Annotated in this window: 20 protein-coding genes; 10 read left to right on the top strand and 10 right to left on the bottom strand. The window is 45.5% G+C overall.

Translation table 11 applies throughout. The features are described from left to right. The 3 genes from QTP81_RS10215 to QTP81_RS10205 all read left to right on the top strand — a co-directional run bounded on the left by QTP81_RS10215 (nt 1) and on the right by QTP81_RS10205 (nt 2,668). Nucleotides 1-984, top strand: a complete 984-nt coding sequence (locus QTP81_RS10215) for an XdhC family protein (protein ID WP_289365261.1) — start codon at nt 1-3, stop codon at nt 982-984. Next, on the top strand, nt 981-1,559 hold the full coding sequence (locus QTP81_RS10210) for a nucleotidyltransferase family protein (RefSeq protein ID WP_289365260.1): 579 nt from the start codon (nt 981-983) through the stop codon (nt 1,557-1,559). Before QTP81_RS10215 ends, QTP81_RS10210 begins: the two co-directional genes overlap by 4 nt. Nucleotides 1,560-1,945: 386 nt before the next feature. Continuing rightward, nucleotides 1,946-2,668: a rhomboid family intramembrane serine protease gene (locus QTP81_RS10205; protein WP_289365258.1), complete on the top strand. Its 723-nt coding sequence runs from the start codon at nt 1,946-1,948 to the stop codon at nt 2,666-2,668. Here QTP81_RS10205 and QTP81_RS10200 read toward each other — a convergent pair. Beyond that, on the bottom strand, nt 2,644-3,252 hold the full coding sequence (locus QTP81_RS10200) for a methyltransferase family protein (RefSeq protein WP_289365256.1): 609 nt from the start codon (nt 3,250-3,252) through the stop codon (nt 2,644-2,646). The genes QTP81_RS10205 and QTP81_RS10200 overlap by 25 nt on opposite strands. A 137-nt stretch (nt 3,253-3,389) precedes the next feature. Here QTP81_RS10200 and rluF point away from each other — a divergent pair, with 137 nt between their 5' ends. Further along, on the top strand, nt 3,390-4,136 hold the full coding sequence (rluF, locus tag QTP81_RS10195) for a 23S rRNA pseudouridine(2604) synthase RluF (RefSeq protein ID WP_289365255.1): 747 nt from the start codon (nt 3,390-3,392) through the stop codon (nt 4,134-4,136). Here rluF and QTP81_RS10190 read toward each other — a convergent pair. From QTP81_RS10190 to QTP81_RS10180, 3 genes are all read right to left on the bottom strand, one after another. After that, a complete protein-coding gene (locus QTP81_RS10190) occupies nt 4,105-5,472 on the bottom strand; it encodes an MATE family efflux transporter (protein WP_289365254.1) in 1,368 nt (455 codons plus the stop codon). The two genes, rluF and QTP81_RS10190, sit on opposite strands and share 32 nt — an antisense overlap. Before the next feature lie 89 nt (nt 5,473-5,561). Further along, entirely contained in the window at nt 5,562-6,041 is a 480-nt protein-coding gene (locus QTP81_RS10185; RefSeq protein ID WP_289365253.1) for a hypothetical protein, read from the bottom strand. A gap of 247 nt (nt 6,042-6,288) precedes the next feature. Next, nucleotides 6,289-7,275 carry a S41 family peptidase gene (locus QTP81_RS10180; RefSeq protein WP_289365252.1) on the bottom strand — a complete coding sequence of 329 codons (987 nt, stop codon included), beginning with the start codon at nt 7,273-7,275 and terminating at the stop codon, nt 6,289-6,291. Nucleotides 7,276-7,320: 45 nt separating this feature from the next. On the opposite strand from QTP81_RS10180, the gene ybiA reads away from it, so the two are divergent. Continuing rightward, on the top strand, nt 7,321-7,875 hold the full coding sequence (gene ybiA, locus QTP81_RS10175; protein ID WP_289365251.1) for a riboflavin biosynthesis intermediates N-glycosidase: 555 nt from the start codon (nt 7,321-7,323) through the stop codon (nt 7,873-7,875). Nucleotides 7,876-7,884: 9 nt separating this feature from the next. On the opposite strand, the gene QTP81_RS10170 is transcribed toward ybiA, so the two are convergent. The 6 genes from QTP81_RS10170 to cmoA all read right to left on the bottom strand — a co-directional run bounded on the left by QTP81_RS10170 (nt 7,885) and on the right by cmoA (nt 14,409). Next, nucleotides 7,885-9,642, bottom strand: a complete 1,758-nt coding sequence (locus QTP81_RS10170; protein ID WP_289365249.1) for a sugar phosphorylase — start codon at nt 9,640-9,642, stop codon at nt 7,885-7,887. 3 nt (nt 9,643-9,645) lie between these two features. After that, nucleotides 9,646-10,869, bottom strand: coding sequence for a glycosyltransferase family protein (locus QTP81_RS10165; RefSeq protein ID WP_289365248.1), 1,224 nt, complete (start codon nt 10,867-10,869; stop codon nt 9,646-9,648). A gap of 13 nt (nt 10,870-10,882) precedes the next feature. Then, nucleotides 10,883-11,710 (bottom strand): HAD-IIB family hydrolase, encoded by an 828-nt coding sequence (locus QTP81_RS10160; protein ID WP_289365247.1) that lies wholly within the window; start codon nt 11,708-11,710, stop codon nt 10,883-10,885. Next, entirely contained in the window at nt 11,707-12,585 is an 879-nt protein-coding gene (locus QTP81_RS10155; protein ID WP_289365245.1) for a kinase, read from the bottom strand. Before QTP81_RS10155 ends, QTP81_RS10160 begins: the two co-directional genes overlap by 4 nt. Before the next feature lie 118 nt (nt 12,586-12,703). Next, complete coding sequence (gene cmoB, locus QTP81_RS10150) at nt 12,704-13,684, bottom strand: tRNA 5-methoxyuridine(34)/uridine 5-oxyacetic acid(34) synthase CmoB (protein ID WP_289365244.1); 981 nt, start codon at nt 13,682-13,684, stop codon at nt 12,704-12,706. Further along, the gene (gene cmoA, locus QTP81_RS10145; protein ID WP_289365243.1) at nt 13,684-14,409 is read right to left on the bottom strand and encodes a carboxy-S-adenosyl-L-methionine synthase CmoA; all 726 of its coding nucleotides are present in this window, start codon (nt 14,407-14,409) and stop codon (nt 13,684-13,686) included. The genes cmoB and cmoA overlap by 1 nt, the downstream gene beginning before the upstream one ends. 126 nt (nt 14,410-14,535) lie before the next feature. On the opposite strand from cmoA, the gene add reads away from it, so the two are divergent. From add to QTP81_RS10120, 5 genes are all read left to right on the top strand, one after another. Then, nucleotides 14,536-15,537 (top strand): adenosine deaminase, encoded by a 1,002-nt coding sequence (gene add / locus QTP81_RS10140; RefSeq protein WP_289365241.1) that lies wholly within the window; start codon nt 14,536-14,538, stop codon nt 15,535-15,537. 193 nt (nt 15,538-15,730) lie between these two features. Beyond that, on the top strand, nt 15,731-16,537 hold the full coding sequence (locus tag QTP81_RS10135) for a DMT family transporter (RefSeq protein ID WP_289365240.1): 807 nt from the start codon (nt 15,731-15,733) through the stop codon (nt 16,535-16,537). 148 nt (nt 16,538-16,685) lie between these two features. Then, on the top strand, nt 16,686-17,357 hold the full coding sequence (locus QTP81_RS10130) for a GOLPH3/VPS74 family protein (protein ID WP_289365239.1): 672 nt from the start codon (nt 16,686-16,688) through the stop codon (nt 17,355-17,357). Between the two features lie 335 nt (nt 17,358-17,692). Further along, nucleotides 17,693-19,465: an ATP-binding protein gene (locus QTP81_RS10125; protein ID WP_289365238.1), complete on the top strand. Its 1,773-nt coding sequence runs from the start codon at nt 17,693-17,695 to the stop codon at nt 19,463-19,465. Nucleotides 19,466-19,883: 418 nt separating this feature from the next. After that, nucleotides 19,884-20,959, top strand: a protein-coding gene (locus QTP81_RS10120; RefSeq protein WP_289365237.1) for an IS3 family transposase whose coding sequence is annotated in 2 segments (ribosomal slippage) — nt 19,884-20,133 and nt 20,133-20,959 — 1,077 coding nt in all. Because the reading frame shifts where the segments join, the coding sequence is not laid out codon by codon here. Nucleotides 20,960-21,080: the final 121 nt, after the last annotated feature.

The following is a 21,080-nucleotide window of genomic DNA, read 5'->3' as shown; positions in this document are numbered from 1 at the left end:
TTGAATAATCAACTAGAAACATTGCTGCGCATCTGGCATGCCGAGCGCGATACGCTTAATTGGGTGTTAGTAACGGTAATAGGTACTGAAGGTTCGAGTTATCGCAGGCCTGGCGCAATGATGCTATTTAATGATAGCGGTGAGCAATTTGGCTTAGTCAGTGGTGGCTGTTTAGAAAGCGATGTGCTCAAACATGCGCGACAGTGCTGGCAATTAGGCACGAGCAAGCGCATTACCTATGACATGCGTGAAGAGGGCGACTTAGCTTGGAACTTGGGGATTGGCTGTGGTGGCAAGGTCGACTTGTTGTTGCAGCCGGTAAACGCCGACAACGATTATTTGCAACTCGATCTTGTGTATCGGGCACTGGAGCAAGACCAAAGTGGCTTTTTCGCGCAACCGATCAATGATGAACAACCTCAGGGCGTTTGGAGCGATACTGAATTACAGCAACCTGATTGGTTGAGCTTTGCCATTAAGCCAGCACCAACAGTGTTGGTATTAGGTGGTGGGGTAGACGCCGTACCTGTGGTCAGCATGGGACACCAATTAGGTTGGAAAATGTGGGTGAATGACCCACGCCCGCGATACGCGCGCCGCAGTGATTTTGTAAATGCGCAGCGCGGCAGCAATCTCGCGCCCTTAGCACTTGCCGACCACGAGCATCTAGCCAAAGTGTCAGCAGTTATTGTTATGCACCACAGTGTTGAGCTCGATGCGCAAGCTTTGCAGTTAACCCTGCTGCCAACAGCAGCACATATTGGTTATATCGGATTGCTTGGGCCTGGGCATCGGACTGAACGCGTATTGGATAACGCTGGTATTGGTTTAGCAGCGCTACAGGGGCGACTCGCTAATCCAATTGGTTTGCGGTTAGGCGGCGATTTACCTGAATCCCTTGCGCTGGCTATGTTGGCAGAGATACACGCTTGGTTAAATCAGCAGGATGGCCAATCGATCAGCCAGATCTTGGGCACTACATGAAAACTTCCGTAGCTGTATTAGCAGCAGGTGAGTCAAGCCGATTCGATGGTATTAAGCAACTGGCAATGGTCGGGCAGTGCACCATGTTGTCGCAAGTACTATCACAGGTGCGCCAGCTCAATGTGGCGCATATGCAAGTGTGTTTAGGCGCATATTTTGATGAAATCGCGAGCACCGTGCCAGCCGATTTCAATATAATCCAAGTCGATAAATGGCAAGATGGTTTAAGTGCTTCGTTACATCAAGCGGTGCATGCGTGCCCAGCAAATTGCAGCCACCTATTGATTGTGCTTGCTGATCAAATAAGTGTTACCAGCCATCACCTTGAATTGTTGCTTAGTAAGGCTGTGCAGCTACCTGAATCCATCGTTTGCGCTAAGTTGCCGTCAGTAAACAGTGTTCCTGCTATTTTTCCACGTAAATACTTTACGCAGTTACTTGCCTGTAGTGGCGACAAGGGCGCTCGACAAATTCTAAATGGCAAAGCAAGTGTAAGCACCATCGACTTGCCTCAGGCGGCTATCGACATTGATACTCGCACAGAACTAGCCGCTTTTTTAAAAACCAAGAGCTAGGGCGTGTTGATCTTTGCGGTACGAATTTTGTTCAATTAAGTGGCTTGCGGCCGCGAAACGATGAATGAAGCTTAGTTATTCTAAGTGAATGAGGAGTGACAAAGGCCCCAAGCCACTTAACCTAACCCAATGGGCAGCGCAATACTACAATTTATACAGCGTCTTCATGCGCTTATGTAGAATAACTACACTGCGCGCATTCATCCTTGTCTAAATTGTAGTCTTACTGCTGCAAAATTGTACCGCAAAGATCAACACGCCCTAGTCCTTAGAGAGTTTTGTTCTAACTCAGTCAGCAAACCGCTAATGCTATTGTAAGCTTACCTCTTGTATCTGGGTCTTATGGACCAAGATACAAGAGGTAAGCGATAGAGACAGAGGGTGTTATGCAAAAATCAATTATGCTAGCGGTAGCCTTTACGGCATTACTGTGGGTGATTCACTCTGCAGTTGTGCTATTTGGCCTGAATCAGCACGCCCTAGGTGTTGTTCCTCACGACGTATCGCAAATCTACGGAATTATCACAGGCACCATAGTGCATGGTAGTTACGAGCACTTATTCAACAACACCTTACCACTGATCATTTTGCTGAGTATGCTCTGGTACGGCTATCCAAATTCTAGGCGCAGAGTGTTAGTGTTAGTTTGGCTGCTATCTGGGATCGGCGTATGGTTATTTGCGCGACAAGCCACGCACCTTGGTGCAAGTGGTTTAACCCACGGGCTATTTTTCTTTTTGTTTACGGTGAGTATATTCCGGCGTGATAAGCGCTCTGTGGTGCTTATGATGATTGCGTTTTTTATGTATGGCGGCATGATCATGACGATATTTCCGCGCGAGCCGGGGATTTCCTATGAGTATCATTTCTTTGGCGGCATGGCTGGCGTGTTGGCGGCAGTATTGTGGCACAAACGCGATCCTAAGTTGGTGGAAAAACCCTACGTGTGGGAGCAGCAAGATTTCGTTGATCCAGATATTGAGCGTATAGGCGATGCGTGGAAGTTAGATTCGCAGCGTGAGCAAGAAAACCAAGAGGTAAAACAGTCTGTAGTAGTATCGGTAGATGGTCGACCCTTATCGAGCTACAACCAACGAGGCACAGATTGACAGTACAACGTGTATTCGTTGCCAAATTTTAAGTTCAAATGGTTCTCTTCCAAGTAGGTTTGAATGCGCAATGCGGTTAAGCCTACTAGCATACAAATAAAGGAGAAAACGCTAGGCAGCGCCAAGAAAAAGCCGATCTGAGCAATAGCCACACCGATAAATGCAGGATTTCGAGTAAAGGCAAACAGGCCTTGAGTGACTAACTCCCCGCGATAATCACTATCGATACCGCTGCGCCAGTGCTCTAGCATTTGGTGATGCGTGGCTATGGCTAATGCGAAGCCCAAGCTCAGCATGGCAAAACCAACCCAAGCAACACCTGGGGCTGTCCAGGTGAATAGCCCAAGATAATTATCAACGGATGGAACAAACAAGCGCAATACACAAACGCTCCAGATTATTATTCTAAATACTCTAAAGGTTAGGTGATTCCACCAGTGTAACGAGAACTTTGTCCCCATATGCACCGCTGAACACTCGCCGTATTTGCGCTGGTGGCGGCCAATAAAAACCGCATAGTAAAAAGCCACGAAGCTATAGAATATCGCTAAAGAGAGGGCGAGTGGTTCTGTCGAAATAGACATAAATGGATGCATTTATAAAAATGTATGCGTTAAGTCTAGCAGCGAGTGAAAGTGATCGCTAATACATAATGCATTTGACCAATCGCCGAGTGTCGCGCAAAATCGCACCCAATTGTATTTGCACCTTAGGTTTTGCATTGACTGCTAAGCGCCTCAATAAGTTTATAAGTGATTCGGGATTCTGCTCTCGTCGTGAAGCCGATGCATTGATCGATGCCGGTCGTGTTCGGTTAAACGGTAAGGTTCCAGAGCTGGGTAGTAAAGTCGGCGAAGGAGATCAAGTCACTGTTGATGGCAAACCCATCGCGGCAGTTAAGCAAGACAAGAGCGATCGGGTGTATATTGCCTACCATAAGCCCGTTGGCATTACCTGTACCACCGAGCGCAAGGTTCGCGGCAATATTATTGATGCTATCAAATACAAACAGCGTATTTTCCCAATCGGGCGGCTCGATAAACCTTCAGAAGGCCTGATATTACTCACCAGTGATGGTGATATAGTGAATAAGATCTTACGCGCGGAAAATGCACATGAAAAGTTGTATCGAGTTACCGTGAATAAACCCATTAATCCGCGCTTTATCAAGCGCATGGCAGGTGGTGTGCCGATCCTTAACACGGTAACCAAGCCCTGTAAGGTCACTGGTGTGAGTCAATTTACCTTTGAGATCGTGCTAACCCAGGGCCTAAACCGTCAAATTCGCCGAATGTGTGAGTACTTAGGTTATGAGGTTACCAAACTGGTACGCAAGCGCATTATGCATATTGGTTTAAAAGGCTTAGCACCGGGAAAATGGCGACACCTAACAACCGAAGAGTTAACCGAACTCAATCGAGCGGTAGCGAATTCAACTAAAGTTGCGCGCGGATCCGGCGCTGGATAATTCGCACGCGGATCCCCAGCATTACAGCTGCCGCGCTTAAACCAACTATAAAGCCAACCCAAAATCCGCGAGCCTCCATGGCTGGGACTAACCAGTCTGTCATCGCCAGCATTATGCCGGTCGGTAATCCAATCAGCCAATACGCGGTAAAGGTGATTAAAAACATTGCTGTGGTGTCTTTATAACCGCGTAATGCATTGGCGGAAATCGCCTGAACCGCATCAGAAAACTGAAACAGTGCAGCTAAAAATAGCAGTTCGATCGCGTAATCAACTACGCTGATGTCAGTGGTGTAAAGCGCGGGGATAAGGCTTCTTGCTAAGATAGTGGCTGTTGCTGTGATAGCCGCAATCGACAACCCCAAAAACAATGCTGAGCGCAAAGCTAGTTGTGCAGCATCAGGTCGTTGCTGGCCGATCAAAAATGATATCCGAATAGCTACTGCCATACCGATACTCAACGGAAACATAAACATCAGTGAACTGAAGTTAAGTGCGATCTGATGGGCTGCGACTGGAATAGCGCCAAACTGGGCAAGTAGCAGAGCGACAGCCGAGAATAAAGTGACCTCGAAAAGAATCGTCATTGCGATAGGTAAGCCCAAGTGCAAGGTGGTTTTGATCGCTTGCCATTCAGGAAGACAAAGCTGAGCAAAAAGTCCGAGCTTGCGCAGTGAAGGAGCAAAGTTGGCATAACACAATGTCGCAATGCTCATCATTACAAATACCAACGCTGTGGCAACACCACAGCCGGCACCACCCATTGCGGGTACACCAAATTCACCATAAATAAATACATAGTTGGCAGGAATATTCACAGCCAAACCGAAGAAGGTAATTAGCATAGTTGGCCGGGTTTGGTTCATACCCTCACAGAAGTTCCGCGCGCCTTGATACAAAGCGAACGCTGGCGCAGCATAGAGTACGAAGGTGATGTATTCAGTGGTAATTGACCGCAACTCAGGTGCCATTGGGAACCACTGTAAAAACGGATCAAGTACCAACAAGAATAAGTAAACCAAGCCACTGAAAGCGAGTAGGGTCCACATCGCTTGCTGTGTAGCCTTGGCGATTTTACCGGTATCACCAGCGCCGAGTAAGCGCGAAACAATAGGCGGAATTGCCAATGCGATGCCCTGAATAAACATCAAGATCGGTGTGGTAATACTAAAGCCAACGGCTACCGCCGCCATATCGGTTGCAGAATAGCGTCCAGCCATGATGGTGTCGGAAACGCCCATTAGCATTTGGGTTAACTGGGCGATCAATAGCGGCCACGCCAAGCTAGTTAGCTGGTGCAATTCACCTCTAAAAGACGTGTTGTTTACCGTAGTCACCGACAATGCTCGTACCAAAGTTCAAGGCCGCGCAGTCTAACTGAAAGTGCAGGGGAGGTCGAGATTTGCCAATGAAGATCCGTTCCCAATTACCCGTCAATGTACATTTCGTGCTTATGCAAAACTATCCAACCATCGATGTAGATATTTTCGGGCCGCCTTGCATCATAAATTGCGTTTGAACTGATTAAATGTTCAATGTCGGTAAAACTTAAAAACAATTCGTGCTGCTTGAAGTAATTTCTAAGCAATACCGCTCTGTCTAACTTGGCATGTTCGCGAGGTGAAACTGGGGTTGTATGCGCAATGTTTCCGACTTTAAACCTGATGCCATTGGGCTCAACAGATAATACTTTCAGCGGAATATACCTAAAACGACGATCTGATGATTTGTCTATTGCTAAGTAATCGACATAATAAAAGTCACTTTTACGCGGGTTGTCAAAAACTTCATATTTTAGCGTTTGTTGATACTGCGAGTATGCAAAATAAGCGATAACAATTGCAATAAAGCCAATCGCTTCAGCATGGTCTGTTACGAGCTTTTTAAGTGAAATGTTAAAAATCATCAGCAGTTGCATGAAAAGCTATGGTTATCGCAGCAACGTCTTGCAAGATCAGACATTCAGCGACTGAGGAAAGGGAAGACAACAGAATGTATGTGCAGCAAATACAGTGTGGTAAAAGACGTAGAATCATCAACCATCCATAGCATTAATTGACCTGTCATTAGCCTATCGACAAAATAGGTTTAGCTCAACCTAGTACAGAGTTTTAAAATCAATAAAAAACGCAGTTAACGTTGTGACAGTTAATTCAATCAAGCTTTTGGGCGAGTTGATAAGCGTGTTCAAAGCTAGCATCTGCTGACGTCTGGTAGTCTGCAATGACACCCGAACGGTGCCAGCTATCATCTGTTGCGTTGAGTTTAATTATACCAGTAGAGATAAGCACACTTGCGTGCTTACTAACGGGTATTGGACTGGTTAACATACCTAAACCGATAGTGTCTTCACCCACTATGGTAGCTTTCTCAAGATGCTTGAGGGTGTAGGCAAGAAACTCCCAAGGGCCTGCAACAAAGGAGGAGGTTAGGATAAAAACAGGCATTTGGAATTGCAACTCTGAAATGTCATACGAAACCAGTGGGACTGGCGTTTTGCGCCCAGCGTAAATGTGTCCTAACAGCGTATTTGGCTCGTTAAAGTAACTGATTATCAATTGACTCAAATCCACGGAGCCAAGGCCTGCATCTCGAATGTCTATGATCAATGCATCGGTATCGGACATTTGATTAAGCGCGGCAACTAACTCTTCACGTGCATCGTGCACAAAGTCACCACTTAACGCTATGTATCCAATGTTTGGCTCTAGAACCTGTGTTTGTGCGTTGCTCAAATGCTCTTCGCTATCAATCGCGTTTTGTTGTGAAAGGTTGGTTCTGCGCACCAGCTTGAAATTACTATCGCTTGTGATCTTGATGACGGTTGATTCGAGTAAAGTCTTGAGCCTATAGAACTCAAATGCCTGATCGAAATCTCCTGTGACAAGCATACTTTGAAGTGTTTGTTTTACGTTTTTGGCCTTATCAGGTTCGATATAATGGGTGTCGAAGGCAAGAGAAATACCTTGAACGATTTCTAAGACTTCACTGTGCTCTAAGTGTAGCTCCGGTGTATTTGCCCGGGCTGGCTGATGATGAATACTACTTAAAAATAGTGCAAGGATAATGATATATAGAGTTCTCAAGACGCTTTTGACTTCGTTTGGATTAAAGTGAAAGTATTTGTCCAGACATTTCATTTTCAAGTCCTTAGTCTATCGGCTAGCAGGGCGTAAGGAATAAAAATGACGGTTCGCACGAGAAAAGAGCTACAAGACTACGTGAACAATGGCAATCAACCCAAATTTGTATTCTTTTGGGGCCACAAGAAGCCTAAGAGTGGTGTATCAAAAACGTGTTTCTCTCAGTGGTATGAAAGCGCATTTAAGATCGAGCGAGTACGCTATACCACAGCGGAACACTTCATGATGGCAGAAAAGGCAAGATTGTTTCGAGACACAAACGCTGAAATGGCCATATTAGCAGCTAACAATCCAGGGCAGGCTAAGGCGTTTGGACGAGAGGTTAAAGGGTTTGATCATGAAAAATGGGTTGAGCACCGATTTGATATTGTCGTTCGCGCAAACTTTGCAAAGTTTGGCCAAAACGAAGAACTCAAGCGTTTTTTATTAAATACTAGAGACCGAGTAATTGTTGAGGCCAGTCCAGTAGATAAAATTTGGGGAATTGGGTTGTCTGCAGATGATCCACATGCAGAAAATCCCAATCGTTGGAAAGGTGAAAATCTTCTTGGTTTCGCTTTAATGGAAGTGCGTAGCCAGTTGAGTGTGCGTGGATAACGTCAGTCGCTATTCCTCGCGATTACTGATCCAAACTGTTTGATACGGTGCTAAATTTAGAACCACGTCGGCAACGTTGATTTGCTCACCGGTGATTAAATCCAGCCAGCAATCTGTGCCAATAAGGTTGATGTCAGACAACGTAATTGTTTGAGCCTCATCTGCGACATTCGAGATACAGAAAATGCTTTGCTGGCGGTCAGCGCTTTGGCGCCAATACCCGAACAGTGAATCCCCCAGTTGCAACGTAAACTGTGTGGCATTGGGATGAAATGCCGGTTGCGCCTTGCGTACACGGATGAGCTGCGATAATCGAGTAAGTACTTTGTGGTGTTGACTCGTGGGATCATCCAGCTGTTTTTCTAACTTTTCAAGATCCCAACGGTGGCGGTTGATCGAACGGTTTTGTCCAGTATTTTCTACTTTTTCATAGTCGTTTGAAGTCGCCAGTAGACTATGAATATAGATGCCGGGGATCCCTTCCAGGCCGAGCATAATCGCATGGGCACAAATAAAGCGATCAATTTGATATTTGTCCGGACCTTTGATCGTGCCTTGCAAGGCATCAAATAGAGTAATGTTTATCTCGTAGGGTTTTTGTTGCCCCATATCCGATGTGCGCCAGCTCACGCGGCCACCGAAGTTTTGCATGGCCTGTACCAGCGAAGCAATTTCATTGTCGGTTAACAAGCCTTCGGCAGGCCGCAGACCAATACCGTCGTGCGAGGCAATGAAGTTAAAATATGTCGTACCATTTTGCGCTGGCGGCATACTCATCAGCCAGCCTTTCAAATAGCGACAATCACCCGTGACTAGCGTATTAACCAATAATGGAGGCAATGAGAAGTTGTAGATCGCGTGCGCTTCGTTGGCATTACCAAAATAGGTCAGATTTTCACGGTTAGGTATATTGGTCTCGGTAATGATGATTGCATCGGGCGCGACATTTTCGATCAATGTACGCAGTAACCGAATGGTCTCATGCGTTTCTGGTAGGTTGATACATGTACTGCCAACTACCTTCCACAAAAAAGCGACCGCATCGAGGCGAAAAATTGTCGCGCCTTGGTCAAGGTAATCACGAATAATCTTTACAAAGGCTATTAATACTTCGGGATTGCGAAAATCAAAGTCTACTTGGTCGTGTGAAAATGTGCACCATACATGCTCTAAACCGCCTGCAGTCTTGGTTTCTTTTAATAGCGGCGAGGTTCTAGGGCGTACAACTTTAGATAAATCATCATCCAGTTTGGCGGTAAAGAAATAGTCACTACCGGTACCGGAACCATTGATGAAGTTTTGAAACCATTGGCTCCGAGCGGAGCAATGATTGATGACTAAATCGAACATCAGGCCATACTCATCGGCTAGGGCGTTGATGTCGCTCCAATCCCCCAGAGATTGATTTACCGTAGAATAATCAATTACAGAAAAGCCATCGTCTGAGCTATACGGGTAGAAAGGCAAAATATGCACTTTATTGATCGTATTAACGCAGTATTTTTCGAGAAAATACCGAAGGCTTTCCAACGGCTTCTCGTTCTCGCGGATCACACTATCGCCATAGGTGATCATCATAATATCTGACTCATCCCAGAGGTTGCGGTAACTCTCTGGGATGATCGGTGGGTTTTCAGCACTTAATCCTATCGCGGCCAATAAGCGTTCGCTTATAGCACTGTAATCGTTAACGTCTTCGACTTGGTCGTAAATAAACGCCAAGTGGTGTTCAACTTTCTCTTTGATCTGATCAAGTGGCTGAGTCATGGTCTAGGCTCCAAACTCCTTGGCATCTTCTTCAACGGCGTCTTTTAAACGCGCGAACACGTCTGGCATAGCACTATTAACGCGGTTCCAGCTTGGAATGAACGGCGTTTCCATTGGGTTTTCTAAGAAGTTTTGACCTGCTTTCATAATGTTTTGTGCAAACATTTCTACGGCCTTTTCCTCATTGTGAATATCCAGTTTTAAACCATTCATTACGGCATCATTATGATAGGTCTCGATAAAGTCGAGTGCAATGCGGAAATAAGTCGCCTTGATAGAACGGAACATTTCAGTACTGAACGTATGCCCTTGTGTTGCCAACTTCCTAAACAGGGCTTTCGTGATATCAATAGACATCTTCGACAATCCACCTTGGTCATCGTGTAAGCTTAAGTCTTGGTGTTTGTGATCGTATACACGAGCGATGTCAGCTTGGCACAAGCGGTTGTGGTTATAGTTGCGGTGCATTTCTGACAGGACGCCAATTTCTAAACCCCAATCACTGGGTATGCGAATATCATTAAGCACATCGCGACGGAAAGAAAACTCACCGGCTAATGGATAACGGAAACTGTCCATAAATTGCAGGTATTCATTAAACCCGCAAGTACGCTGGAGAGCGCGGATGAGCGGAGTGACTAATAGGCGTGATACGCGGCCATTGATTTTGCCATTGGCAACACGCGCATAATAGCCTTTACAAAATTCGTAGTTGAATTGCGGATTAGCAACAGGATAAATCAGTTTAGCGAGTAGTGTACGGTCATAGGTTAAAATATCGCAGTCGTGTAGCGCCACACTTTCTGATTTGCCTGACGCCAGAATGTAACCCATGCAATACCAAACGTTGCGACCCTTACCCATTTCTTTTGGCGCTAAGCCGAGCTGTGTGAGTTCATCGTCAAGGGCTTTTAGTCGTGGCCCATCGTTCCATAACACACGATGGTGCTGCGGCAACTTGCCGAAAAAGTCGAGTGCGTGTCGAAACTGGTCTTCATCGGCGCGATCCAAACCAATAACAATTTCGTTGAGATAGGGTACTTCGGCAATATGCTCAATGATATTTGGTAGAGCTTCACCTTCTAGCTCGGAAAACAATGAAGGCAAAATGAGTGCCATTGGCCGTTTCTTACTAAATTCAACAAGTTCGGCTTCCAAGGATTCAATCGGCCGTTCAGAAAGGTTGTGTAACGTTGTAACTATCCCATTTTGATAAAAGTCCGCCATAATGACTCCAATTTTAGTTAGGCAAAATAAGTGATGTCAGGGCTTGCGCCCAACCGGCAGGACCGGCTTGTTCGGTTGTTATGATATTTCCATCACGTTGAAGCGTAGGGGGAGCGTGCACGGGGGATTTAACCCGTACCGCGTAATCGGCTACTTCTAGCATTGGGACGTCGTTGTTACCGTCGCCTAACGCAATCGAAGTTACCTTGTTATTGTTGTAAACCTGTTTTGCGTAGTAGTCGCATAACCACAGCATGGCATCGCCTTTTGAGCACTCGCCACACACGTGCATGAACCGGCCACCTTCGATGGGGGCAGCGCCACGTTCACGCAAATACGCCATGAAGGCCTGTTTTTGTGTATCGTTTCCATGCCATACAACCGGTTCACCAAATTCACGGCTAGCGGCTTTACTCGCTTGCTCGGTGCTCAGTCCGGTACGTTGTTTGATACCTTCGATCCCCAGCTCAGTAAAGCTGGTAAACAACGGCTGAAATTCTTCAGGAGCCTCGGTAAGTAGGCTTGACCAATAGGCATGAGGCTTGGTGAATGTTTGTCGGCTGAAACCTCGCACGTCAGATTCTGCAAGCGGTGGTACTTGGCTATCGCTTTCAGGCAAATAAATCGCTGCACCATTTTCAACTATCATCGGCCCGTTAAGCTGCATCTCTGCTGCAATATCAATAACTTCTGCGAGCGTTTTACTGGTATTTAACACTACCGGAACATTTATCGCTCTAAGCGCAGCAAGGGTGCTCTTGGCAGGAGAGAAGTCGTAACTGTAATGATCTAGCAAGGTGCCATCTAAATCGCTAAAAACAATCACCGGCATCGATATCATAAAAACTCCGCCTGAGTGGAGGTAATTTGGCGCTGCTCATTGAGCTGGTAAACGCAATTCATATGCTCGGGCAAGGTCGCCAATGTATGTTCGGTTAAGCGTTGAAAGTAGCTTACAAATGCTTTGACCTGCTGATCGGTCATGATCGCAGACTGTTCAACACCCGCAGTGCGGGCAGCAAGCTTGTGCTCTTGCTCAATGCGCCAGCCTTCCACGCAGTTAAAACTCGGCGCGCGCAACATAACCCAATAATCCATCAAAGCATATATAGGTTCATAGGCCTCTGCGAGTTGTTCATTGATATAGTTTCGCCATACCCCTAAGGCATCTTCTTCTGCTTCTAACGTGTTAATTGGCGTGTTCAGTTGGGCGTTAGCCTGCGCACGCGTGCCCCAACACCAGCCCTCAAAGATCACGATGTCAACCGGTGAGTTTACGATAGGCCACTCCAACACTGGATAGGGGTTATCCGTTGCTTTATTAAAGCGTGGAATAGAGACCGTGCCGTACTCCTTAAGGCGTTCAAGTGTTTTATTCATCAGCGGCATGTTGTGGGTCCCTGGGACTCCACGCGTTTTCAACAATGGGTGGATTTTCACGGATAAAGCTAACCGGTCGGACTGTGATAAGTAAAAGTCGTCCAAGCTCAGACGCACAACATTAAGCCCTTTCACTTGGCTGAGATAGAAATCTAAAAATGCAGCAAGGGTCGATTTACCCGAACCTTGCGCACCATTTATGCCAACATAAAACGGGTTGCTTGCACCATTATGGTGCACTGCAATTTCGTCACCCAAAGGCTTGAACCACTTTAGTGCAGTGACTAAATATTCCGAATCGAGCTGTTGGTCGGTTAGAAACGCTTGGTAGTCCATAAATACTAAGCTTATTAGCCTTATCTGATATCCACTTGATAATAGATAAGGTTCAACTACCGTGCCAATAATATGGCAGGGTGGACTTACGCAGCGATTTAGTGAAATTTCTGCTTAGTTATTTTTTCAGCGCGGTGATCACTGCACGTTTAGGGCTGGGGTATCCTTCAACAGTGCGACTAATATCGTCCGGATCTAAGAAATCTTTGAGTGACTGGTTTGTCATCCATTCCGTTTGGCGCTGTTCCTCCAGAGAAGTGATATCTACATCAACCACTTTAATCTCGGTAAAACCTAAACGCGACAACCACAAACACAACGCATCGCAACTTGGCAGAAACCATACATTACGCATTTGCGCGTAGCGATCTGTGGGCATTAATACGGTTTTCTCATCGCCATCAACCACCAGAGTTTCGAGTACCAGCTGACCGCCTTTGACCAGTTGGTTTTTTAGCTCAGTGAGAAACTGTATCGGGTCGCGGCGATGGTAGAGCACGCCCATCGAAAACACGGTATCAAAACTGTTCAGTACTGGCATTTGCTCGATACCTAGTGGCAGGACATGAACTGGAGCAGGCCCATGAAAGTATTTTATGGCCTGAAATTGGGCGACAAACAATGGCGTTGGGTCGATGCCAATTACCATTTCAGCCTGTTCACCGTACATTCGCCATAAGTGATAGCCACTTCCGCAACCAACATCTAAAACTTGCTTACCTTTGAGCGATTGAATATGCGGTAGTACGCGATCCCACTTCCAGTCAGAGCGCCATTCAGTATCGATATTGACGCTGTAAAGACTAAAGGGGCCTTTGCGCCAAGGCATAAGCTTTTTAAGCAATGATGTGGTTCTGGCCTGGTCGGCATCAGACATTTGTCCCGGCGTTCCTATGCGAACAGCGCTTGATAAATCGATATCATCTGTCTGCAGCGCAGGTAATTGCTCTATCATGCGTGCGTATTTTAAGCAGTCTGAGGCGGCAGCAGATTGATACCAATGACTCAGTGCTCCGGGCAGGGTGTCTAACCATTGTACTGATGGGCTGTCGAGTAAATCGTGTAAGCAGGGTTTAAACCAGTTGTGTAATTTTTCCATTACTTCATTGCCACCATGGCACAAAAATTAAATTGTTGTTGAATCAACGCGACAGAAGAAAAACCAGCGTTAAGCATCCGCTTTCTGTGTGTCTCAAAAGAATCCAATTGCATCACGTTTTCTAGTGCTACACGCTTTTGACTTATTTCTAACTCAGAATACCCATTTTGCCGTTTAAAATCGTGATGCAAGTCCACCAGTAACTCATCGGCTTGGGGATCTTCGTGACGAATCTTTTCAGCTAATATCAAGACACCACCGGGTTCCAAACCGTTATAAATCGTTTTGATCATCGCATCGCGCTTGGCTGGATCTACAAATTGTAAAGTGAAATTCATGATCACCATACACGCATCGCTTATCTCGATTTGCGTTATATCATTCTCAAACAACTGAATGTTGTTAGCATGTTGAAACTGGCGGATATAGCGGCCGCATCGTGCTAGCATCGCTTGCGAGTTGTCAATCGCATAAATGGGGTTTTCGTGTTGTGCACCGTGCGCCGCAGCGAGGCTTGCAGCGCCCAACGAGCAACCCAAATCATAGATGCGTTTATTTGGCTGAGCATAGCGGTTGGCAAGAAACTCTATCGCGTTCAAGATCGATTGGTAGCCTGGAACAGAGCGAGAAATCATATCGGGGAACACGTCAGCCACTTGTTCGTCAAAGCGGAAGTCTTTCACTTCATTCAGTGGTTGAGCAAAGATGGTGTCGGTATTTTGCATGGTGCCAATTACTACTCGTTTTAAAAACAGCGATATTCTACGTGTTTTTGTCTTACAACCAAACTCTCTATGCAAAATCCACGATGAGTGATAGGTTAATCAGAAGTTCAAGAGTGGAAAAAGTACGTGTTTAATAAGAATATACCCCTAGTTGATTTACATCGACACCTCGATGGCAATATCAAACCAGCAACTATTTTATCTCTAGCGCAGCAGCACAATATTCAATTACCCGCTGATAATATCGAAGCGCTTATTCCGCATGTTCAAATTATTGATAAAACCAGTGACCTTCTGGAGTTTTTGCAGCGCCTTGATTACGGCGTTGCCGTTTTGGCAGACCTTGATGCGTGTCATCGAGTTGCCTACGAAAATATGCTTGATGCTAAAAATGAAGGCATTGATTACATCGAATTGCGTTTTTCGCCTTATTACATGGGTATGAATCACAAGCTAGCGCCGGGAGACGTGGTAGAAGCGGTAGTGCAGGGCGTACGTGACGGTATTAAAGAAACGGGTGTGCAAGCGAATTTAATCGGTATTTTAAGCCGCACCTTTGGTGCTGACGTGTGCATGCAGGAGCTCGATGGTTTGCTTGCCCATAAACATGATATTACCGCACTCGACCTTGCCGGAGATGAGCTTGGTTACCCAGCCGAGCTATTTGAAGAGCACTTCGCCAAAGCGCGTAAAACCGACTGGCAATATACGGTACACGCGGGTGAAGCAGACGGACCCAGCAGTATTCGCCGCGCTATGAATGTATTAGGCGCACAGCGCATCGGGCATGGTGTAGCTGCGATTCAAGATAGAGCTCTGATGGCTGAACTGGCGGAAAAACGCGTACCTATAGAGTCTTGCCCAACGTCTAACTATCAAACGGCAACGGTGGCAAATCTTGCCGAACACCCGATGCGCGAGTTTTTAGCTGCCGGTATGTGCGTTACGCTAAATACCGATGATCCGGGTGTGTCAGCGATTGATATAGCGCACGAATACAAGGTGGCACAAGACGTGGTAGGTTTCAGTGCCGAAGAGTGTGACCAGATGCAGCGCAATGGTGTTGAAGCCGCCTTTTTAAGTGACGCTGAAAAACGCGCGCTATTTAAGCGCAAAGCCGCTGAATAAAGGGTTCGCTGTATATATGCAACACCCAATAGTGCTGGATGAGAAGTTTGGATTATGCTGTTCGAAGCAAAAACAACTGCTCATTCGGTTACTGTACATTCAGCGCAAACAGTTGTCATAGGCGACCAAATTTGGATTTAAGGGAACTGTTATCTCACCGTTAAAAACCGTAGTCTTCGCACTTTTAGCATTATTGGCTTTCGCTGCTAATTCGGTATTTTGTCGTTGGGCGTTGGGCGAGGCAAGTATTGATCCCGCGTCTTTTACTGCGATCCGTTTGTTATCAGGCACTGTGATATTGGTTGTGCTGGTGGCGTTAGCAAACGCTAGGCCAAGTAAACTTTTATCATCAGGGAGTTGGCTGGGTGCCTTGATGCTATTCATCTATGCTGCGGCCTTTTCATTTGCCTATGTACATTTAACTGCGGCGACTGGCGCGTTGGTCCTATTTGGTTCGGTACAAATTTGTATGTTTGGCATCAGTGTTTATCGCGGTACTACATTATCGATTATGCAATGGTCGGGATTAATTACCGCCTTTATGGGGTTGATGGTACTGTTAATCCCCGATGTTGCTGCGCCATCTTTGCTTGGTTTTGTGTTAATGACGTTATCAGGCTTTGCTTGGGGCGTTTATTCATTATTAGGGCAAACGAGTCAAGCGCCACTGCTCAGCACGGGCGCTAACTTTTGTCGTACTCTGCCTTTCGTTTCGCTTTTGTTAATCTTCACGTTTGATAACGCAACAATTACGCAAAAAGGTGTATTGCTTGCCATGGGCTCTGGCGGCTTGGCATCTGCAATTGGCTATGCGATTTGGTACAAGGTTTTACCTCATTTACAAGCTGCGACTGCCGCTACCAGTCAATTAACTGTGCCGCTTATCACGGCGCTGGGTGGGGTTGTATTTATCAGTGAATCAATAACACTTACGCTTATTGCTGCAAGTGTTTTAACTTTGGGTGGCATATATATCGTGATTAAGGGTAAAAAAGCGTAGAAGGGCATATTTTAGTCCATCCCATGAAGGCTTTAAGCCTCTAGGCCAAGCGTTACACTATTAATCCGCAACATATACGGGTTAACGGCGTATAACGCCTGCTATGCTAAATTTTCAGACAAGGATCGTATTGTTTTAGGAGACAACCATGCTAACGCTGAGTGAGAAGTTATTATTACTAGGCTTAAACGATGAAAAAGGCAGTGTGGTTTTTTCTGCTTCTATATCGCTTGATTACGGCTTGGCTGGCGCTTTGTTGCTCGAGCTGCATTTAGCCAAGCGGATAGGTTTTGAGGATAAAAAGATTATCGTCCTAGACCCAACAACCACTCAAAATACATTACTCGATGAAGCGTTGGCTTTAATTGTGGCCTCGGACAAGCCAAGAGATGCTAATTATTGGCTGAACAAAGTACGCGCTAAGGTTGATAAAATCCAAGCGCGATTAGCTGAGCGTTTAGTTGCCAAAAAAATATTAGAGAAGCAAGAGCAACGCTTTCTATGGTTGATAAAGTATGAGCGATTCCCAACGGAAGATCCTAAGCCCGAGACTGATATCCGTAACCATCTTAAACGTATAGTGTTGCAGGGGGCAGCGCCTAGTGATGAAGACGTTGCATTATTAAGTCTGGTGCAAGCATGCGGGCTTACGCCTGAGGTTTTCGAACGCAGTGAGCAAACGGTTGCTAAACAGTTTATTACCGAATTGGCGCAGGGTGATAAAATCAGCAAAGCGATAAAGCAAACCGTAGAAGAGATTACAGTGGCATTAGTTGTAGTCTTGACTACCACTACAGCCACGACAACCATAGTTTCTTGATTTAACAAGGCATCCTATTTTTAATTTAATTGAAGCGTAAAGTTTAGTGGTTACGTTCTACGGTCTACATAAACTATTGAACTTGAGTAGAAATATTGTCGTCGATAACGCCTTTCTGATGCGAGTGGGTGTGACTAACTCGCAGTGATCAGTAGGTCATCAAACTACTTGGTCGGTTCTTTTAATGCGATTATTGGTACGAGCTTTGGACTGTATTTGATATGATCATCAGCTGTTTAACGAGCATAATTGCCATCACTTTTGCGCAAAACACAGTTCAATGCACAAAAACAACAAGAAAAGTGTCTACTGAGTGACGTTACATAGCGGGTGATATGGGATCTGACATAAGTACAACTTCAATTCAAGGGCAACAATTGGATTTGCTCGTACGCTCGACGTCCAAGGTTACCTACGTTTTCCCTATTACCGCCAGTGTTTTAGTTGCGGTTTTCTATTCTCAAGTGCCAACGATGCAACTGTTTGGTTGGTGGTTAGCCGTTATTCTTTGTAGCGCCTTGCGCTTCAGTGTGTTGCGACGCTATCGTCTCAAGAATCAAGCGGGTAAAGATTATCAACAGTGGCTTAAGGCACTGTTAGTTGTTGACGTCTGTAACGGCCTAACCGCAGGCATGTGTGCGCTGTTTGTGATGTATTTACCAATTGAATATGAACTTTTGGTGTTAGTAATACTGATCGCAATTAGCATGGAGAGTGTTGGCGTACAATCTGCTATAAAAGTTTCTTTCATTTGCTTTGTGCTGCCTCTGTTCTGCGTCATGATTTTTTGGTTGTTGCTTGTGGGCGGTCAACTTAATTACGTGATTGCGATTCTTGCAGTGGTGCACCTATTTCTATTGTGGAGCAATTTCAAATCACTCAATTCGACTATTCAGAGCAATTTTGAGTTAGCGCTAAAGAATCAAGGGTTGAACGTAGAATTGGAGCGCTCCAATCAAGAGCTTTCTTTGTCGCGCGACCAAGCGTTGCAAACCAATTTAGCACAATCTAAGTTCATCGCAGACATGAGCCATGAATTGCGTACCCCCATGCAAGGCTTGCTTGGTTCAATTGAGTTAGCCAAGCAGCAATCGGCGAGTCCAAGGATAACCAAAACATTACAAATCGCTCAGGCGGCAGGAGCCACGTTATTAAACTTGCTTAACGGAATTCTAGAGCTCAGCCGAACAGAAGCAAAGATGCAATCTCAAAGCACTGAGCCTTGCAACTTAAGTTCACTTTGCCAAGAACTTATTGATTTAGTGGCCATAACCGCTGAAGCTAAAGGATTGAGTGTATCCATGCACACCGAAGGCGCGTTACCCAGACACGTGCAAGTGGATAAAAACAGGCTTTCGCAAATCGTATTAAACTTTTTGTCTAATGCAATAAAGTTTACGAAAAAGGGTAAGATTGAACTCTCGTTGCGACGAGTTACCGCACATTCGGATCGCTTTATCATTACTGTCAGCGATACTGGCGTAGGTATCGACGAAGCAGATATTCCTCACATATTTGAACGCTTTACACAATTGTCAGAGGGGCGTGAAAAGGGAGGCTCCGGTCTGGGGTTGGCGATTTCTGCTGAGCTTAGTCGCGTTATCGGCGCAAAGATTACGGTTAAAAGTAAAGTCGGCGAGGGCAGTGAGTTTTCGGTCGAATTCAGTGCCCACGTTCAAGAATCAACATCGCCTGATCGCCCAAATGCAAGTGAACCTCTTAATGCAGATGTGAGTCATTTGCGGGTCTTAGTTGCAGAGGATGAACCCTTAAGTCGGTTGGTGTTAGAAGCGTACTTTAACAACCTTGGGGTCAAGCCGCATATAGTGGTAAATGGCGAGGAAGCGGTGTCTGCTTGCATGGAACAAGCCTTTGATTTGATCTTTATGGATTGTCAAATGCCGACGCTTAATGGGATTGAAGCTAGTCAAAAAATCCGTGAGACTTGTGCTCTGAATGTTACTAGTTTCATTGTTGCTATGTCTGCTCACATAGAGGCGCAAGATGCCGAGATGGTAACAACGGCAGGTATAAATCTACTTTTAGGCAAACCCATTGAGCAAAAACAGCTAACTCAAATACTGCTAAAAATTAACGCGACAAAGTAAATCCGTTATGAAAGTGGCTGCTTAAATGAGGCGCTTTCGTTTGTTCTTGTTGCCTTTGCGATAAAAGTAAAGCCCGTAATTTGCACGCTTTGCGCATCATACATATCTCGATTGTTTAAAAGGTCTCTAACAGCTAAATTTGATTTACACGCCGAAATCACAATTAAGAGGGAACAGAAAAATAGTGATGTTAAGTTGTTCACTGAGTTGAATACTCTTTAAGAAACCAACACATATTATTATGTGTTCTACAATTCACAAGACACGTTTTCAAACTTACGTTATCAGAATTGACAGTAGGCAGTTATATCAAAAGTCATGAAAATATTTTCAGTTACTGAATTTGACCTCTCCCCCAAATTTAACACCATGACTTTGATGAGATTTCCAATAAACTGGAGACAATGGAGATCTCAAAATGAAAAAGCGTTACAGCGAAGAACAAATTATTAAAGCCATCAAGCAGCATGAAGCTGGAGCCAAGGTCGATGATATTTGCCGAGATATGGGCATATCTACTGGCACGTTCTACAACTGGCGAAGTAAATATGCGGGACTTGAAGTCAACGAGGCTAAGCGACTAAAGGAGCTAGAGGCTGAGAACAACAAGCTCAAGAAGCTACTGGCTGACAAGTTATTGGAAGTCGAAGCTATGAAGGATGTACTTTCAAAAAAGTGGTAAAGCCAGCAGCAAGAAAGCCTGTTGCTCGCCAGCTGATGGAGACATTCAAATTGAGTGAGCGGGTAGCATGCAGGCTAGCTGGCGTGAGCAGGACAGCGTTTCGTTACCAACGTAAGGACAAGGGTGATTCACCTGTCAGAACGAGGCTCAAGGAGCTTGCAGCTCAATATCCACGTTATGGCTATCTGATGTTACATGGCCTGCTCAAAGGTGAATGTCTAGTCGTCAATCGTAAACGCACCTATCGGTTATATATCGAGGAGGCGTTGCAAGTCAGAACCAAGAAGCGCAAGAAACTGACGCGTCCTAGGCAGCCAATGGAGGTACCAACCGTACCGAATGAGCGTTGGTCGATGGATTTTGTATCCGATCAACTAAGTAACGGAAGACGATTCCGTGTGCTCAATGTCGTTGATGATTACTCTCGAGAGATGGTGGGACAGCTTGTGTCAGTCTCAATAAGTGGCCGCCAAGTCGCACGCTTCCTCAGTCAGCTCGTTGAGCATCGAGGTAAGCCCAAGAAAGTGATTTGCGACAATGGCACAGAGTTCACCAGCAAAGCTATGTTCTTCTGGAGCAAAGAGTCAGGTGTAGAACTAGGATTTATCCAACCTGGTAAACCTACTCAAAATGCTTTTGTAGAAAGTCTCAATGGCAAATTCAGAAACGAATGTCTGAACCAACACAGGTTCAGAACGCTTGATGAAGCCAAGTATGAAATTGACCTGTGGCGTGAGCACTACAACCATGTTCGACCACATAGTTCACTGAATTATTTGCCGCCTGTTGAGTATGCAAAACAGGCAGCATAATATAAAAATTCTCATCGAGAGATTGGTATTAATCTCGGGGAAAGGTCAAATTATCGCTAACCACGTTGTACTTGATCATGGGTATTACAAGTGTCTCGCTCGTGTTGTGGAACGAATTTGG

Source organism: Neoalteromonas arenosi (assembly GCF_030362855.1).
Classification (GTDB): domain Bacteria; phylum Pseudomonadota; class Gammaproteobacteria; order Enterobacterales; family Alteromonadaceae; genus Alteromonas_E; species Alteromonas_E arenosi.
This window is presented reverse-complemented; position numbering and strand designations above follow the sequence as displayed.

Excerpts from the sequence above, each read along its gene's own strand:
- QTP81_RS10210 (WP_289365260.1), top strand. The coding sequence starts at position 981 with ATGAAAACTTCCGTAGCTGTATTAGCAGCAGGTGAGTCAAGCCGATTC.
- QTP81_RS10205 (WP_289365258.1), top strand. The coding sequence starts at position 1,946 with ATGCAAAAATCAATTATGCTAGCGGTAGCCTTTACGGCATTACTGTGG.
- QTP81_RS10200 (WP_289365256.1), bottom strand. The coding sequence starts at position 3,252 with ATGTCTATTTCGACAGAACCACTCGCCCTCTCTTTAGCGATATTCTAT.
- QTP81_RS10185 (WP_289365253.1), bottom strand. The coding sequence starts at position 6,041 with ATGATTTTTAACATTTCACTTAAAAAGCTCGTAACAGACCATGCTGAA.
- QTP81_RS10180 (WP_289365252.1), bottom strand. The coding sequence starts at position 7,275 with ATGAAATGTCTGGACAAATACTTTCACTTTAATCCAAACGAAGTCAAA.
- ybiA (WP_289365251.1), top strand. The coding sequence starts at position 7,321 with ATGACGGTTCGCACGAGAAAAGAGCTACAAGACTACGTGAACAATGGC.
- QTP81_RS10170 (WP_289365249.1), bottom strand. The coding sequence starts at position 9,642 with ATGACTCAGCCACTTGATCAGATCAAAGAGAAAGTTGAACACCACTTG.
- QTP81_RS10165 (WP_289365248.1), bottom strand. The coding sequence starts at position 10,869 with ATGGCGGACTTTTATCAAAATGGGATAGTTACAACGTTACACAACCTT.
- QTP81_RS10160 (WP_289365247.1), bottom strand. The coding sequence starts at position 11,710 with ATGATATCGATGCCGGTGATTGTTTTTAGCGATTTAGATGGCACCTTG.
- QTP81_RS10155 (WP_289365245.1), bottom strand. The coding sequence starts at position 12,585 with ATGGACTACCAAGCGTTTCTAACCGACCAACAGCTCGATTCGGAATAT.
- cmoB (WP_289365244.1), bottom strand. The coding sequence starts at position 13,684 with ATGGAAAAATTACACAACTGGTTTAAACCCTGCTTACACGATTTACTC.
- cmoA (WP_289365243.1), bottom strand. The coding sequence starts at position 14,409 with ATGCAAAATACCGACACCATCTTTGCTCAACCACTGAATGAAGTGAAA.
- QTP81_RS10130 (WP_289365239.1), top strand. The coding sequence starts at position 16,686 with ATGCTAACGCTGAGTGAGAAGTTATTATTACTAGGCTTAAACGATGAA.
- QTP81_RS10125 (WP_289365238.1), top strand. The coding sequence starts at position 17,693 with ATGGGATCTGACATAAGTACAACTTCAATTCAAGGGCAACAATTGGAT.